This is a genomic window from Phaeobacter italicus, from assembly GCF_019801785.1.
Classification (GTDB): domain Bacteria; phylum Pseudomonadota; class Alphaproteobacteria; order Rhodobacterales; family Rhodobacteraceae; genus Phaeobacter; species Phaeobacter italicus.
In genome coordinates this window covers 354629-369247 of sequence record NZ_JAHVIJ010000003.1, presented here as the reverse complement: position 1 = coordinate 369247, position 14619 = coordinate 354629, and the positions used below count along the sequence as shown (strand labels likewise).

The following is a 14619-nucleotide window of genomic DNA, read 5'->3' as shown; positions in this document are numbered from 1 at the left end:
TTCAGTGGGCGCCAAACCGACGAGGAGCAGCCGATATGGCCCAGATCTCTCTCACCTTCCCCGATGGCAATGCACGATCCTATGACGCAGGTATCACCCCTGCCGAAGTCGCGGCCTCCATCTCCACCTCGCTGGGCAAAAAGGCGATCTCAGCAACGGTGAACGATCAGCACTGGGATCTCCAGTGGCCGATCAACGACGACGCCGCCATTGCCATCCACACCATGAAGGACGAAGAGCAGGCCAATGAGCTGATCCGCCACGATCTTGCTCATATCATGGCCCGTGCAGTCCAGGAAATCTGGCCCGACACCAAGGTCACCATCGGCCCGGTCATCGACAACGGCTGGTATTACGACTTTGACCGCGCAGAGCCCTTCACCCCCGAAGATCTCGGCGCGATCGAGAAAAAGATGAAGGATATCATCAACAAGCGTGATGAAGTCCGCACCGAGGTGTGGGAGCGCGACCGCGCGATCCAGCATTACACCGACAACAACGAACCCTATAAGGTCGAACTGATCGAGAGCATCCCCGGCGATGAGCCGCTGCGCATGTACTGGCACGGCGACTGGCAGGATCTGTGCCGCGGTCCGCACCTGCAGCACACAGGCCAGGTGCCGGGGGATGCCTTCAAACTGATGTCCATCGCAGGCGCCTACTGGCGTGGTGACAGCGACCGCGCCATGCTGCAGCGGATCTACGGCGTGGCCTTCACCGGCAAGGAAAAGCTGAAGGCGCATCTGACCATGCTGGAAGAGGCCGCCAAGCGCGACCACCGCAAGCTGGGCAAGGAAATGGGTCTGTTCCACATGCAGGAAGAAGCCCCCGGTCAGGTGTTCTGGCACCCCAATGGCTGGCGTATCTACACACAGCTGCAGGACTACATGCGCCGCATGCAGGACCGTGACGGCTATGTCGAGGTGAACACCCCGCAGGTGGTGGATCGCAAGCTGTGGGAAAAATCCGGCCACTGGGACAAATACCAGGAAAACATGTTCATCGTCGAGGTGGACGAGGATCACGCCCGCGAAAAGGCGGTGAACGCGCTGAAGCCGATGAACTGTCCCTGCCACGTGCAGGTGTTCAATCAGGGTCTGAAATCCTACCGCGATCTGCCGCTGCGCATGGCCGAATTCGGGTCCTGCGCCCGCTATGAGCCCTCGGGCGCGCTGCATGGCATCATGCGGGTCCGCGGCTTTACGCAGGACGATGGTCACATCTTCTGCGCCGAGGATCAGATCACCTCGGAAACCGCCAAATTCATCGCCTTCCTGTCCAAAGTCTACGCCGATCTCGGCTTCCACAACTGGACCATCAAGCTCTCCACCCGTCCGGAAAAACGGATCGGTTCGGACGAGACATGGGACCACATGGAACAGGCGCTTGGTGAGGCCTGCAAGGCGGCGGGTTATGATTTCGAGATCCTCGAAGGCGAAGGCGCCTTTTACGGTCCGAAGCTGGAGTTCACCCTCACCGATGCAATCGGGCGGAACTGGCAGTGCGGCACCCTGCAGGTGGATGCAAACCTGCCGGAACGTCTGGAGGCGACCTTTATCGGTCAGGACGGCGCCAAGCACCGCCCCGTCATGTTGCACCGTGCCTGCCTTGGCAGTTTTGAGCGCTTCATCGGCATCCTGATCGAAGAACACGCAGGCAAACTGCCGTTCTGGCTGGCGCCGCGTCAGGTGGTTGTGGCCTCCATCACTTCCGAGGCGGATGACTATGTCCTTGAGGTGGTCGAGCAGCTGAAAGCCGCAGGCGTGCGGGCCGAGGCCGACATGCGCAACGAAAAGATCAACTACAAGGTCCGCGAGCATTCCGTGGGCAAGGTGCCGGTGATTCTGGCCGTCGGTGCGCGCGAAGTGGAAGAGCGCACCGTCTCTGTCCGTCGACTGGGTGAAAAGCAGACCAAGGTCGAAAGCCTTGAGACTGTAACAAAGACCCTCGCGACCGAAGCGACCCCGCCGGATCTTCTGTAACATTTCGGCGCGATACAGCTTCTATTAACTGTCAAACCGGCCTCCACTTGCGGGGCCGGTTTCTTTTTGGGCATGTTTTCAGGGGAATTACCGCCAGCCGCCTGTAATATTCGGTCACAGCTGCTGACGCCCGCGTGAGACACAGCCTCGTGAATTCAAAGCCTTGCCCGGCTGGGCTAGTGTCAGTCTTACAAACACGCCATCGCAACTACACTTGATAGAAGGAAGACACCGATGTCCAACACTGCAAAAACCCTCGCCGTCGCTGGTGCCGTCGCTGCCGCACTGACCTCTGCTGTCGTGACCCCGGCTGCCGCCCAGTCCAAAGAGAAATGCTATGGCGTCTCCCTGGCCGGTCAGAACGATTGCGCTGCCGGCCCCGGCACCACCTGCGCAGGCACCTCGACCGTTGATTATCAGGGCAACGCCTGGACCCTGGTTGACGCAGGCACCTGCGAAGGCATGGAACTGCCCGCAATGGCAGATGGCACAGCCCGCGAAGGCTCTCTGGAGCCGCTGGAGCGCGACCTGCCCGCATAAGGTTCGCCTGACAGACATCAGCCCGCCGCACAGAACCCACGTCTGATGCGGCAGGCTCTTCCGGCAGGACAGGTCACTGCCCTGCCGGCTTCCCTTTCCCCTTCGAAGCGCGGCTTCGAAGCGTGTCTGGTCAGACCGCACTCTCTGCCTCGGCCCATCATGGGCCATTGCGGCCTCGGGTGCAGATGCCTGACCCATCGCAAGCGACCGCGCCCGGATCATGCCTTTGCCTTTCGCGCAGCCAATTGATTTCTAACGTCATTCGGGATCACTGATATGCTGGACGCCGCTCAAACCCTCCCTGCCGCCGCTGGTGTCGGATACAAACCGCAGCATTTTGCGGACATCCTGAAGGATGCAGGCGACGTGCGCTGGCTGGAAATCCATGCGGAAAACTACATGGGCGATGGCGGCCGCCCCCTGGCGCAGCTGCGCCATCTGGCCGAGGAATTCGCGATCTCTGTTCATGGTGTCGGCCTCTCCATCGGCGGTGAAGGCGCGCTGGACCGCGATCACCTCGCCCGGCTGAAACATCTGGTCGGATGGCTCAATCCTGCGAGTTTCTCTGAACATCTGGCCTGGTCCACCCATGACAGCCATTTCTACAACGACCTGCTGCCCTTGCCCTATACCGACGCAACGCTTGCGCGGGTCTGTGACCATATCAATCAGGTGCAGGACACCATCGGGCGGCGGATGCTCTTGGAAAATCCCTCCAGCTATCTGGCCTTTGCCGAAAGCACATGGTCAGAGCCCGAGTTTCTGGCCGAAATCACCCGGCGCACGGGCTGTGGCCTGCTTCTCGATGTGAACAACGTCTTTGTCTCCGCCACCAATCTAGACTTCTCTCCGCAGGGCTATATCGATGCCTTCGCGCTTGATCAGGTCGGCGAGATCCACCTTGGCGGCCATGACGAGGATGAAGACGACCACGGCAAGCCGCTGTTGATCGACAGCCACGGCGCTGAGGTGGTGGATCCGGTCTGGGCGCTGCTGGACTATACGCTGGCCAAATCGGGCCCCAAGCCGGTTCTGGTGGAATGGGACACCGATGTGCCGGAATGGCCGGTGCTCGCCGCCGAGGCTGCGCGCGCCGCCGCCGCGCTGGAGCGCATCCCGGCATGAGTGTTTCGCAAACAGACTTCACCCGCGCCATGATGGATGCAAACCAGCCGGTGCCAGAGGGGCTGCTTGATGCTTCCGGTGGGCCTGCTGGGCGTCGCTTCAGCGTTTATCGCAACAATGTGGCGGTCTCTCTCACCGAAGCGATGCACAGCGCCTTTCCCCTCATTGGCAAGCTGCTGGGCAAGCAGAACCTCGACGGGCTGGCGGGTCTGTACCTGCGGGCGCACCCACCGTCGTCGCCGCTGATGATGCACTACGGGGTGGAGTTCCCGGAGTTCCTCGCCGGGATGGAGCAGCTGAAACACCTCGGCTATCTGCCGGATGCGGCGCGACTCGACCTTGCCCTGCGCCGGGCCTATCACGCAGGCGACGCCACACCGGTTGACCCGGCGCAATTGGGCGCGCTGGCACCCGAGGCGCTGATGGGCGCACGGCTGTCCTTTGCGCCCGCGATGCAGGTTCTGCGGTCGCCCTGGCCGCTGTTTGATATCTGGCGGTTCAACACCGAAGAGGATGCCCCCAAACCCCGGCACGAGGCACAGGATATCCTCATCACCCGGCCAGAGTTTGACCCTGTGGTGCAGCATCTGCCTGCCGGTGGTGCCGACTGGATCGACGCCATGAGCCGCGGCGCCACGCTGGAGGGTGCGCTGAGCACCATTCAGGCCCAGCACCCTGATTTTGACCTTTCCCACGTACTCGCCCTGTTGCTGCAAGGCGGTGCAATCACTCACCTGGACAGCAAAGGATGACCCCCCATGCATGCGCTCGTCTCGCTTCACGATAAGATCTTTGACCTGGTAGACCGGGCCGGAACCTGGCTTTTGCCGCTTGGTGCCCGCTTTGTCTTTGCCGCGACCCTTCTGGTGTACTACTGGAACTCGGGCCTGACCAAACTGGGCGATGGGGTTCTGGGTATCTTCAGCCCCTCGATCGGCGCCTACAGCCAGATCTTCCCTAAGCAACTGGAAGCCGCGGGCTATGATGTGTCGCAGTTCGGCATCTTCCAATGGGCCGTGGTGATGGCCGGCACCTACGCCGAATTCATCTTGCCGCTGCTGATCGTGATCGGCCTGTTCACCCGTCTCGCCTCCCTTGGCATGATCGGCTTTGTCGTGGTTCAGTCGCTCACCGACGTCTACGGCCACGGCGCCACTGACCTCAAAACCCTTGGCGCCTGGTTTGACCGGTTCTCCGATGGGGTGATCCTTGATCAGCGTCTGTTCTGGGTCTTTGTTCTGTCGATCCTTGTCATCAAAGGCGCCGGCGCCCTGTCTGTCGACGCCCTGCTGCGCAGCCGTCGCGCCCAGCCCGTGATGGCCTGATCGCCCCACACGACACTTCGAAAACAAAAAACGCGGGCCCATCGGTCCGCGTTTTTTCGTGGATCTCGCCCCCAAAGACCGGGATCAGAAATGCGCCTTTTCCTCGTCCGGCTTGCCCGCTGCCACTGCCAGAACACCTGCGAGGCAGGCCATCGAAATCGGGAAGATGGTGAAAAACCCAAGCCCGTAGCCCGCATAAACGCCGCCGGCACCAACCAGCATCAGCACCCCGCCCCACAGCGCCCGGGCCCGCGCCATTGCACCACCAGCAAGGATCAAAAGCGGTGAAATCACCGACAACAGGCGCAGTTCCCCGACATTGTCGACCTGCCGCGCAAACCCGTCGATCTCTCCGAAATGCTCGACCGCCGTGGTATAGCCATAGCCGAAGAACCCCACCACCATGGCAAACAGCCCGGCAATGATCCCCAAAACAAGCGCGGCATTGCGCATGGCGCTTCTCCTTTTGTTGTGACCCAGATCAGATGGGGACGTCAGGCCCCAACGCCAAGAGCCGCCTGGGTTTTCTTGTCCCAGCCAAGATAAAGCGCATCACCGGATCGGATCAGCGGCCGCTTCATCAGCGTGGGATGGGCGCGGATCAGATCAAGCGGGTCGCCTGCCCGCTCGGCCTCGCCCAATTCGCGCCATGTGGTTGAGCGGGTGTTGAGCAGCTTGTCGCCAAATTCAGCCTGCGCCGCCTGCAAGAGATCATCCGGCACCCCCTCTGCGCGCACGTCTACAAATGTGGCATCTGGCAGCAGTTTGAGCGCCTTGCGGCAGGTGTCACAGGTCTTCAGTCCGTAGAGCTGCACGGTGTTTTCCTCTCTTTTTCGCGGCATTCTGCACAATTTACGGTAGAAACGCGCTGTTTCGCTTGATTTTTACATGACCCGTGCAAAACTTGAAACCGGGGTAGGACAAATTCCCTGCCCTGTTCTGCAAGCACACTGCGGCAGGACCGACCAGTTCAACCTGCAGCGCAAAATTCCGTTGTGTTGAGGGTGAAGAGTAAATGAGAAGGAGACACGGGAACATGGCAAATGGCACCGTGAAATGGTTCAACACCACCAAAGGCTACGGCTTTATTGAGCCCGAAGGCGGCGGAAAAGACGTTTTTGTGCATATTTCCCAGGTAGAACGTTCTGGCCTGACCGGCCTTGCGGACAACCAGAAAGTTGAATTTGAAATGATCGAAGGTCGCGACGGTCGTCAAATGGCTTCCGAAATTCGCCCGCAATAACGCAGCACATGAACACCAGTTGCGGCGGGGGCCAGCCCGGCGCAGCTCTCTGCTGATGGTTGACTTGGCCTCATGTTTCACTTGGCCTGATGGTTGACGCGCACGGTCAGCATGGAAAAGCCCGACAGCTGCCTGCCGGGGTCTGTTTGTTTTGACATTTGGCCGCGCGCGCCGGGGCGTGTCTGGCCGTATCGGGGCGTGTCAGCGGCGCAGGTATTCCACCGCAACGCAGTTCGGCGCCTCGCTGCGCAGTGCGGTCTGACTTGCGATGGCCCACTCACTTGCCGAAAACGCCGGAAAATGCGTGTCGGGAGAGTCGACCACGGTGTCGACCTCGGTGATGACCATACGGTCGGCAATCGGCAGCATCTCTCGGTAGATCCCCGCCCCACCAATGCCATAGATCCGCAGATAGCCCTGCGCTCGCGCCTCTGCCAGCGCGGTCTCGATGCTGGGGCAGACAATCTCTGCTGCGTTCGGATCGGATGACACCACAAGATTGAGCCGGTTTTTCAAGGGCTTGAACGGCAGGCTCTCCCAGGTGTTGCGCCCCATGATGACGGCCCCACCCAGGGTTTCGCGCTGAAAGCACTTCAGGTCTTCGGGCGCGTGCCAGGGGATGGTGTTGTCCTTGCCAATCGCGCCGTTCTGGTCGCGTGCAACGATAAGGGTAATCATGAGATACCTTTCATGGGGCGGGTCATGGGGCCGGTTGGCGTGACGGAAAAGACTGCATCAGGCAGCGGGGGACAAGGCGGCCGGATCAGACGGCAACCGGGGCCTTGATCACCGGATCAGGGTCGTAGTTCACCACCTCAAAGTCTTCATATGTGAAGTCAAAGATCGACGGGACATCCCGTTTGATGTGCAGCTCCGGCAGCGGTTTGGGGGTGCGTGACAGTTGCAGCTTCACCTGATCCATGTGGTTGGAATAGATATGCGCATCCCCGATCGTGTGAACAAAATCCCCGGCCTCATACCCCGTGACATGCGCCAGCATTTTCAGCAGCAGCGCATAAGAGGCGATATTGAACGGCACGCCCAGGAACATGTCCGCAGACCGCTGATATAGCTGCAGGTGCATCTTACGACCCTGCACCCGCACCTGCCACAGCGTATGACAGGGTGGCAGCGCCATGTCGGGCACATCGGCGGGGTTCCAGGCAGAGACGATCAGACGGCGGCTGTCGGGCGAGGTTTTGATCATCCGCACCAGATCGGCAATCTGATCGACACTGCCCGCACGATAAAGCGGCTCGTCACCGGTTGTGCCCTCGGCCAGTTCAAGCCGCGGAAAATGCCGCCACTGATGGCCGTAAACCGGCCCCAGATCCCCGTTTTCATCGGCCCACTCATCCCAGATTGAGACGCCGTTTTCCTTGAGATACCGGATATTTGTGTCGCCAGACAGGAACCACAACAGTTCGTGTATGATAGAGCGCAGATGCAGTTTCTTGGTGGTCACCAGCGGAAAGCCATCGGCCAGAGGATAGCGGGTCTGCATCCCGAAATAGGAAATCGTGCCGGTCCCGGTGCGGTCTGTGCTCGCCTCACCATGGGTCAGAATCTGTTCAAGAGCCTCGTGATACTGGCGCATTCTGTCCTGTCCCCCCTGGCCTCTGCCTGCTTTCTTTTGTCGTTGCCACAGGTCAATGGCAAAGTCAAAAGGTCCAATACCGCACTTGGCGGCGTTGGGCTGTGGTAACACATCCGCCACGGTTGCAGCCAACACATCCCCCACCCGGCCAATTCAATTGACTTTCGCAGGCCCGGGCCGGACACTGGCGCAAACAAAAATGATTTTTGAGGGCAGTTGAAATGAAACGGGTTATGCTGGGACTCGCGGCGACGGCTATGCTGTCAGCCTGCGGTGGTGGAACAAACCCCTTTAACACAGGTGACGGGACCGACGGCGGCACCGGCAGCGGGATCACGATCCCCGAAAATCTGGCCTCTGATCTCGACAGCGTGGCCTATGACCCCGATGCGGGGACATTGGTGATTTCAGGGTTGAGCCTGGATGACACACCGTTTTCGGCAACCTATCGGCGCCGGCCCGCGCTCGACCGTGAGGGGTATCTGGCCTACACCGCGCAGGATTCATCGCTGGACCGGCACGTTACGGCTTATGTGCGCGAAATCGAGGATGGCGCCTTTGCGGTTGCGGTCGCGACAGGCGGGCAGTTTTCCTATTACTTCGCAGGCACCCATTATGGTCGCCGCGGCAACTATAGCGCCCCGACCGAGGACGTCGCCTCCGGCGGTATCGTGAGCTATGCGGGGACCTATGTCGGGCTTTTGAACATCGAAGGCGACGGCGGTGATCTGCTGCCAGTCGCGACCGGTACCCCCGCAGCCGTGCGCCCGACCCAGGTCGCAGAGGTGACAGGCGATGCCTTCATCAACGCCGGTTTCCGCGACAATGTCGTGAACGGGACCATCTACAACCGACAGATCCAGCCGCTGACCGATGGCGCAGCTGCCATTGACGCAACCACGCTGAACCTCGCCCCCACAACGATTGAAGCCAACGGGACCTTTGCTGGCGACACCTCGATCACTGTGAACGGCACCCGTACCGTGGTTGGCGAATACGGCGGTATCTTTGCGGGCACCGATGCGACCTCTGTTGCCGGATCAGTCAGGGTCAGCGAACACCTCGACGGTTTCACCGGCGAGGAAGAGTTTGGCATCTTTGTTCTTGGCCAGTGCGGCACTGCCTCCAGTTCGGACGTCTGCAACCAGCCGGTCCCTTGATCCGATGCGCAGGCGGCTGGCCGCTGCGCTGTTGCTGGTGGGGATGCTCCCAGCCCTGCCCTCGGCACAGCCCAAACCCGAATATCACCTGAGCCTGGATCAGGGCCGCCTGCTGGCGGCCCAGGCGCTTGGCAGTGGCAAGCCGGAACTCACGCTGGATCTGACCAAGGCGCTGCTGCGGGCAGATCGGCAGGATTCGCTGGCCTGGTATCTGCGTGCCGCAGCCCAGGCACGGCTGAACGCAGCCGGTGCCGGGCGCAGATCTGCAGCACGGGCCTATCGGTTTGCGCCCGACAGCGCAGGGAAGTTTCGCGCAGCCCAGCTGGCCGCGCGCCTGTCCGTCACCGAAGAACGCCATACGTTGGCACAGATCTGGCTGCGCCGGACGGCCATCCACGCCCCGGATGAAACCAGCGAAGAGCGGATCGCACAGGACTATAAGGTGCTGCGCCACCTGAACCCCTGGGCCTTTCAGCTGCGCGGCGAGCTGCGCCCGTCAAACAATGTGAACAACGGCGCAGACAGCACCCTTGAGGTGATCGACGGGGTGCCGACCCTTGGCCGGTTTGGCCCGCGTGCGGTGGCTCTGGACGGTGTGGTCGGCGTGGTCGATGCCAGCCTGTCCCGCCGCCTGCATCAAACGGCAACAAGCCGCACCACGCTGAGCGCACGGGCCTATGTGCAACGGGTGGCACTGTCCTCTGGCGCCAAGGCGGAGGCCGCGCTTCTGGCCCAGCAATCGGGCACCACGGTGCCACGCAACAGCGAATTTGGCTCCACCTATGGGGAACTGGCCCTGAGCCACGGTTTTGCCGTTGGCCCGGCCGACAAAAAAGGGACCGCAGCGGTCGGCGTGGCGCTTGGCAGCGCGTGGTATGGCGGCGACAAAAGCTATGACCTGATGCGGCTGAATGGTCGGCGCAGCTGGCAATTGTCGGCCCAGAACGCCCTGATCGTCGATGTAAGCGGCGAGCAGCGGTTTGATCCGCGCAGCCCGGCACAGGACGGGCAGGTCTATGGGCTTGGGCTGCGGCTCAACCGGCGCTTGGGCAACGGTGACCAGCTGGATGTCAGCCTCGCGCTGCGCGACACCCGTGCAGGCCATGTCAATGCCACCAGCCAGACCGCAACCCTGCGGCTGGGCTACAAATTCGCAGACGCCATCGGCCCGGCGCGGATCTCAACCGGGCTGATCCTGGGGCGCACCGACTACGACCAGTATATCGCAGGCTTTCCCGCCCGCTATCTGCCGGACGGACGCGAAGACACCTCGATCTATGCGGATCTGAACATCTTTTTCGAAGACTACGATTATGCAGGCTTTGCCCCCACATTGCGCCTGCGTGCGGGCAAGAGGGACAGCAATCACAGTCGCTTTCAGTCGCGCGAAGTGTCTGTCTCGCTTGGAATTCAGTCCAAATTCTAATCAACCGGTGATTTCGCTCTGGCCGCGCGGGCACATTGCATTAATGTTAGCGCCTTGAATCCCTGTCGGTGGATCCGCATCTGACAGGGAACGACAGACCGACAAGAGGAGCATTCAGATGCCGCTGAAATATCTGCACACCATGGTGCGCGTGAAGGACCTTGAGAAATCCATGGCGTTTTACGAGCTGCTGGGTCTCAAGGAAATCAAACGCCATGACAGCGAGGGCGGTCGCTTCTCTCTGATTTTCATGGCCGCCGAAGGCCAGGAAGACACTCCGATTGAACTGACCTACAACTGGGACGGCGATGATGCGCTGCCCAGCGACAGCCGTCATTTCGGCCACCTCGCCTATGCGGTGGATGATATCTATGCGACCTGCCAGCATCTGATGGACAATGGTGTCACCATCAACCGCCCGCCGCGTGACGGCCACATGGCGTTTGTGCGCTCGCCTGACAACATTTCGATCGAGCTGCTCCAGCATGGTGACGCGCTGCCTCCGGCAGAGCCGTGGGCGAGCATGGAAAACACCGGTTACTGGTAAGCCCATCGCAGTGCGCCGAAACTGCGCTGCAGGAATTGCATTCGACGGTCCTGCCCCATTCGGGCGGGGCCGTTTTTTTTCGCGGTCTTGGCGGGGCTTGAACGTGTCTTGGACGGCTCTTGCCGGGGCAGCCATACAAGGACGCCCGCGAGGCTAGCTGAAACCGCCGCCTTGATGCGGACCATCGCCGCGGCGTCCCTCCCCTCTCACCTCAGGCGAAGGTCATCAGGCAAAGGTCACAAGGCAAAGGTCACAAGGCAAAGGCGGCAACACCAACATCACCAACAGGGCACACCCCCGTGGTGGTCATCATCTATTCGGGAAAATCCGGGCCGAAAGGTCCATTCTGGTCCTTGCATCCGATCCATTCACGGCATTCTGCACAGGAAGATCGGGGTTGGCCTGGGTGTCTGACCTGTCCGTTTTGACAGCTCAATCTGCGCTGTGGTGCTCTGGCGCGCGGCGTTCTGCCCCGTGTTCTGCCAAGTCCGACCTGTTCGCGGTCGTCACCATCAGCCTAAGTCTTGCGCGCCCCGCCATCGACGGGCCTCGCGATCGCCAGCAAAAGCCGCGTCAGTAGATATAGCGGATCTGATCCGACCAATACCGTTCCACACGCTTGAGCGAGGCTGTGATATCTTCGATACCTTCGCTGCTGATCACACCTTTGCCTTCCAGACCTTCGGCATGACGCGAAAACAAGGCCGCGACGATATCACGGATTTCGCGACCACGTTCGGTCAGGCGCACGCGCACAGAACGACGGTCAATTTCGCAGCGCTGGTGGTGCATATAGCCCATTTCGACCAGCTTCTTCAGGTTGTAGCTGACGTTGCTGCCCTGATAATAGCCGCGTGATTTCAGTTCGCCTGCCGTGACCTCATTGTTGCCGATGTTGAACAGCAGCAGGGCCTGGACCGCATTGATCTCCAGCACGCCGACGCGCTCAAACTCGTCCTTGATCACATCCAAAAGCAAACGGTGAAGGCGCTCAACCAGGGCGAGCGCCTCAAGATAGCCAGTCATGAACCCCTTCTGGTCCTGCTGGCCGATTGGCAATTCCATACTCATCCGCATCTCCGACTCGAGGGTTACTTCGGAACACAATGCGGAAAATTCCCGAAAAATCCGTTAAGCTCGGATTTTATTCTTATTGGTGGGTTTGCGCGATATCCGCAATGAGCACAGAATAGCCCTGTGGCGCGGCGACCTGCCCCGTCACCCACTGGTACAGATCCTGATCGTTCTCGTGTAAAAGCGCATCGTACAGATCAAGGTCGGCATCGCTCATCGCGGCCAGCTTTTGGGCGGCATAGGCCGACAGAAGGATGTCCATTTCCTTGATGCCACGCCGCATGGAACGCATGGTCAGCCGCTTGATCCGGGTCTCGCGGCTTTCATCGGCAGGTGGCGGGCTGGCCTTCAGGTCGATCATTGCGGCACACCTTCGATAACCAGACGCAGACGTTTTTCCAGCCGTGCGGCGCGTTCGACATTGCCACGCATCTCTTCACGCAGCTGGCGCAGCTCTGTCAGGATCGCAGCCAGATCCTGCGGCACCTGCTCGCCTGCGGGGGCATCCATGCCCTCGCCTTCACCCGTCAAGAGCCAGCCCATCGACACGTTCAACAGCCCCGCCATCATGGTCAGCTTGTTGGCGCGCGGCTCAGACAGGTCCTGCTCCCAGCCAGTCAGAGTGGTCTTCTTGACGCCAAGGCGGCGCGCCAGTTGAGCCTGTGTCATGCCTGCGGCCTCGCGTGCGGCTGCAACGCGGTCGCCAAAGGTTGCGGCCTCTGGCCCGTACCAATTCATGTCATCATTGCTCATAACTTGACCCCTTTCGGTCTGCCTGTTGATCTCACTTGATCGAGAGATAGGCGCACCCTATGACAGTTCCATATGATATTCAAACAGAGGTCATTTTATGCCATTTCTGTCCGACAGCCTGTCCCGCGTGAAGCCGTCTCCGTCGATTGCAATCACGACACTCGCGGGTGAGTTGCGCGCAGCTGGACGCGATGTCATCGGCCTCAGCGCGGGAGAGCCGGATTTCGACACCCCCGACAACATCAAGGCAGCGGCGATCAAGGCGATCGAAGAGGGCAAGACGAAATACACCGCCCCCGACGGCATCATCGAGCTCAAGCGTGCGATCTGTGACAAGTTTCAGCGCGACAACGGGCTGAGCTACACACCCGAGCAGGTCTCGGTCGGGACCGGTGGCAAACAGATCCTCTACAATGCGCTGATGGCAACGCTGAACCCCGGTGACGAGGTCATCATCCCCGCGCCCTATTGGGTGTCCTACCCCGATATGGTCCGCCTTGCAGGCGGCACGCCTGTGATCGTCGAAGGTCAGCTGGAGACCGGCTTCAAGATCACCGCCGAGCAGCTGGAACAGGCGATCACCCCGCGCACAAAATGGCTGATCTTCAATTCGCCCTCCAATCCGACCGGCGCAGGCTACCGCGCGGACGAGCTGAAAGCGCTGACCGATGTGCTGATGCGGCACCCGCAGGTCTGGGTGATGACGGACGACATGTACGAGCATCTGGTCTTTGGCGATTTCACCTTCTGCACCCCCGCAGAAATCGAGCCCGGCCTTTATGAGCGTACCCTGACCTGCAATGGCGTCTCCAAGGCCTACGCCATGACCGGCTGGCGCATCGGCTATGCCGCCGGCCCGAAAGAGCTGATTGCCGCCATGCGCAAGGTTCAGTCGCAATCAACGTCGAACCCCTGCTCCATCAGCCAATGGGCGACGGTCGAGGCACTGGAAGGGCCGCAGGACTATATCGAGACCAGCAAGGAGGCCTTTGTGCGCCGTCGCGATCTGGTGGTCGAGATGTTGAACCAGATCGACGGTGTGACCTGCCCGGTGCCGGATGGCGCGTTTTACGTCTACCCTTCGATCAAGGGGTTGATCGGCCGCACCAGCCCGGCCGGGACCGTCATCAGCGATGACGAGGCCTTTGCCAAGGCACTTCTGGCAGAGGCGGATGTGGCCGTGGTTCATGGCGCGGCGTTCGGCCTGTCGCCGAACTTCCGGGTGAGCTATGCCGCCTCCGACGACACCCTGCGCGAGGCCTGCCGCCGGATCCAGTCCTTCTGCGCCAGCCTGAGCTGAGCCGGGATCATGACAGCCTCTCTGCCCGAATATTACTTTCGCGTCCGTGACAACGGGGCGTTTGTCTTTCGGGTGGAGAGCGAAAACCGACAGCGGCGGCTGGAGATGGATCAGATCGCGGTTGTCAAACTGCGCAATGGCGAGATCAAGCCCCACGGCGATCGCAGCCTGAGCGACGCAGACCTGAGCGCAATCCGGGCGTGGATGGCTGACCGGCAGGCGCTGCTGGCCACGCGCGAGATTGATGACATCCGCCGCACCATCGACCATCTCAACCATACGGCGCAATGGGCCCAAAGCCGCGCCGATGATGACCAGCTTGATGCGATCTCGGATGAATTATTGCTGGCGATGCATGACCTGCGCAGCGTGCTGATCCGCAAAAAGGCGGACCGCCTGCAACGCGCAGCAAAGTCAGAGGCCAAGCAGGACAGCAAACAGGATAGCAAGCCGGAAAAGGGCTGATCGCCTCCGCCTCCGCCACACGTGTTTGCAAGCGCGCCGATTTCTGCGCGCCCCGAACCACTGCTTTTTCGCTCGTCCTGCG

The 14619-nt window shown here is 60.8% G+C and carries 18 protein-coding genes; 11 read left to right on the top strand and 7 right to left on the bottom strand.

What is annotated here, in order from left to right; translation table 11 throughout:
• The first annotated feature begins 35 nt into the window (after positions 1-35).
• From thrS to KUV39_RS09380, 5 genes are all read left to right on the top strand, one after another.
• Positions 36-1982 (top strand): threonine--tRNA ligase, encoded by a 1947-nt coding sequence (gene thrS, locus KUV39_RS09400; protein ID WP_008562321.1) that lies wholly within the window; start codon positions 36-38, stop codon positions 1980-1982.
• 234 nt (positions 1983-2216) lie between these two features.
• Complete coding sequence (locus tag KUV39_RS09395) at positions 2217-2522, top strand: BufA1 family periplasmic bufferin-type metallophore (RefSeq protein WP_008559644.1); 306 nt, start codon at positions 2217-2219, stop codon at positions 2520-2522.
• 276 nt (positions 2523-2798) lie between these two features.
• On the top strand, positions 2799-3647 hold the full coding sequence (gene bufB, locus KUV39_RS09390) for an MNIO family bufferin maturase (protein ID WP_050672263.1): 849 nt from the start codon (positions 2799-2801) through the stop codon (positions 3645-3647).
• On the top strand, positions 3644-4399 hold the full coding sequence (locus KUV39_RS09385; protein ID WP_222459621.1) for an HvfC/BufC N-terminal domain-containing protein: 756 nt from the start codon (positions 3644-3646) through the stop codon (positions 4397-4399). The genes bufB and KUV39_RS09385 overlap by 4 nt, the downstream gene beginning before the upstream one ends.
• A gap of 6 nt (positions 4400-4405) precedes the next feature.
• Entirely contained in the window at positions 4406-4972 is a 567-nt protein-coding gene (locus KUV39_RS09380; protein ID WP_008563181.1) for a DoxX family protein, read from the top strand.
• A gap of 84 nt (positions 4973-5056) precedes the next feature.
• On the opposite strand, the gene KUV39_RS09375 is transcribed toward KUV39_RS09380, so the two are convergent.
• Together KUV39_RS09375 and KUV39_RS09370 are read right to left on the bottom strand one after the other, a co-directional pair.
• Positions 5057-5425, bottom strand: coding sequence for a hypothetical protein (locus tag KUV39_RS09375; RefSeq protein WP_008560964.1), 369 nt, complete (start codon positions 5423-5425; stop codon positions 5057-5059).
• A 41-nt stretch (positions 5426-5466) separates the two neighbouring features.
• Positions 5467-5787 carry an arsenate reductase family protein gene (locus tag KUV39_RS09370; protein WP_046211215.1) on the bottom strand — a complete coding sequence of 107 codons (321 nt, stop codon included), beginning with the start codon at positions 5785-5787 and terminating at the stop codon, positions 5467-5469.
• A gap of 221 nt (positions 5788-6008) precedes the next feature.
• On the opposite strand from KUV39_RS09370, the gene KUV39_RS09365 reads away from it, so the two are divergent.
• Positions 6009-6215 carry a cold-shock protein gene (locus KUV39_RS09365; protein ID WP_008563275.1) on the top strand — a complete coding sequence of 69 codons (207 nt, stop codon included), beginning with the start codon at positions 6009-6011 and terminating at the stop codon, positions 6213-6215.
• A gap of 201 nt (positions 6216-6416) precedes the next feature.
• Here KUV39_RS09365 and KUV39_RS09360 read toward each other — a convergent pair whose 3' ends face one another.
• Together KUV39_RS09360 and KUV39_RS09355 are read right to left on the bottom strand one after the other, a co-directional pair.
• Positions 6417-6893, bottom strand: coding sequence for a dihydrofolate reductase (locus KUV39_RS09360; RefSeq protein WP_222459620.1), 477 nt, complete (start codon positions 6891-6893; stop codon positions 6417-6419).
• An 85-nt stretch (positions 6894-6978) separates the two neighbouring features.
• Positions 6979-7812 (bottom strand): thymidylate synthase, encoded by an 834-nt coding sequence (locus tag KUV39_RS09355; RefSeq protein WP_222459619.1) that lies wholly within the window; start codon positions 7810-7812, stop codon positions 6979-6981.
• 221 nt (positions 7813-8033) lie between these two features.
• Between KUV39_RS09355 and KUV39_RS09350 the strand changes: the two genes are divergently transcribed.
• The 3 genes from KUV39_RS09350 (at position 8034) to KUV39_RS09340 (ending at position 10945) form a co-directional block, all read left to right on the top strand.
• Positions 8034-8972: a hypothetical protein gene (locus KUV39_RS09350; RefSeq protein WP_046211024.1), complete on the top strand. Its 939-nt coding sequence runs from the start codon at positions 8034-8036 to the stop codon at positions 8970-8972.
• A 4-nt stretch (positions 8973-8976) separates the two neighbouring features.
• Positions 8977-10398, top strand: a complete 1422-nt coding sequence (locus KUV39_RS09345) for a surface lipoprotein assembly modifier (RefSeq protein WP_222459618.1) — start codon at positions 8977-8979, stop codon at positions 10396-10398.
• Positions 10399-10516: 118 nt separating this feature from the next.
• Complete coding sequence (locus KUV39_RS09340) at positions 10517-10945, top strand: VOC family protein (RefSeq protein WP_222459617.1); 429 nt, start codon at positions 10517-10519, stop codon at positions 10943-10945.
• Positions 10946-11518: 573 nt separating this feature from the next.
• Here the strand turns inward: KUV39_RS09340 and KUV39_RS09335 are convergent.
• The 3 genes from KUV39_RS09335 to KUV39_RS09325 form a co-directional block, all read right to left on the bottom strand.
• Entirely contained in the window at positions 11519-12016 is a 498-nt protein-coding gene (locus tag KUV39_RS09335) for a MarR family winged helix-turn-helix transcriptional regulator (protein ID WP_173644470.1), read from the bottom strand.
• Between the two features lie 79 nt (positions 12017-12095).
• Positions 12096-12380: a succinate dehydrogenase assembly factor 2 gene (locus tag KUV39_RS09330; RefSeq protein WP_008560859.1), complete on the bottom strand. Its 285-nt coding sequence runs from the start codon at positions 12378-12380 to the stop codon at positions 12096-12098.
• Positions 12377-12772, bottom strand: coding sequence for a helix-turn-helix domain-containing protein (locus KUV39_RS09325; protein ID WP_008560282.1), 396 nt, complete (start codon positions 12770-12772; stop codon positions 12377-12379). The genes KUV39_RS09330 and KUV39_RS09325 overlap by 4 nt, the downstream gene beginning before the upstream one ends.
• 97 nt (positions 12773-12869) lie before the next feature.
• On the opposite strand from KUV39_RS09325, the gene KUV39_RS09320 reads away from it, so the two are divergent.
• A complete protein-coding gene (locus KUV39_RS09320) occupies positions 12870-14072 on the top strand; it encodes a pyridoxal phosphate-dependent aminotransferase (RefSeq protein ID WP_222459616.1) in 1203 nt (400 codons plus the stop codon).
• Positions 14073-14081: 9 nt separating this feature from the next.
• Positions 14082-14537, top strand: a complete 456-nt coding sequence (locus KUV39_RS09315) for a hypothetical protein (protein ID WP_222459615.1) — start codon at positions 14082-14084, stop codon at positions 14535-14537.
• Positions 14538-14619: the final 82 nt, after the last annotated feature.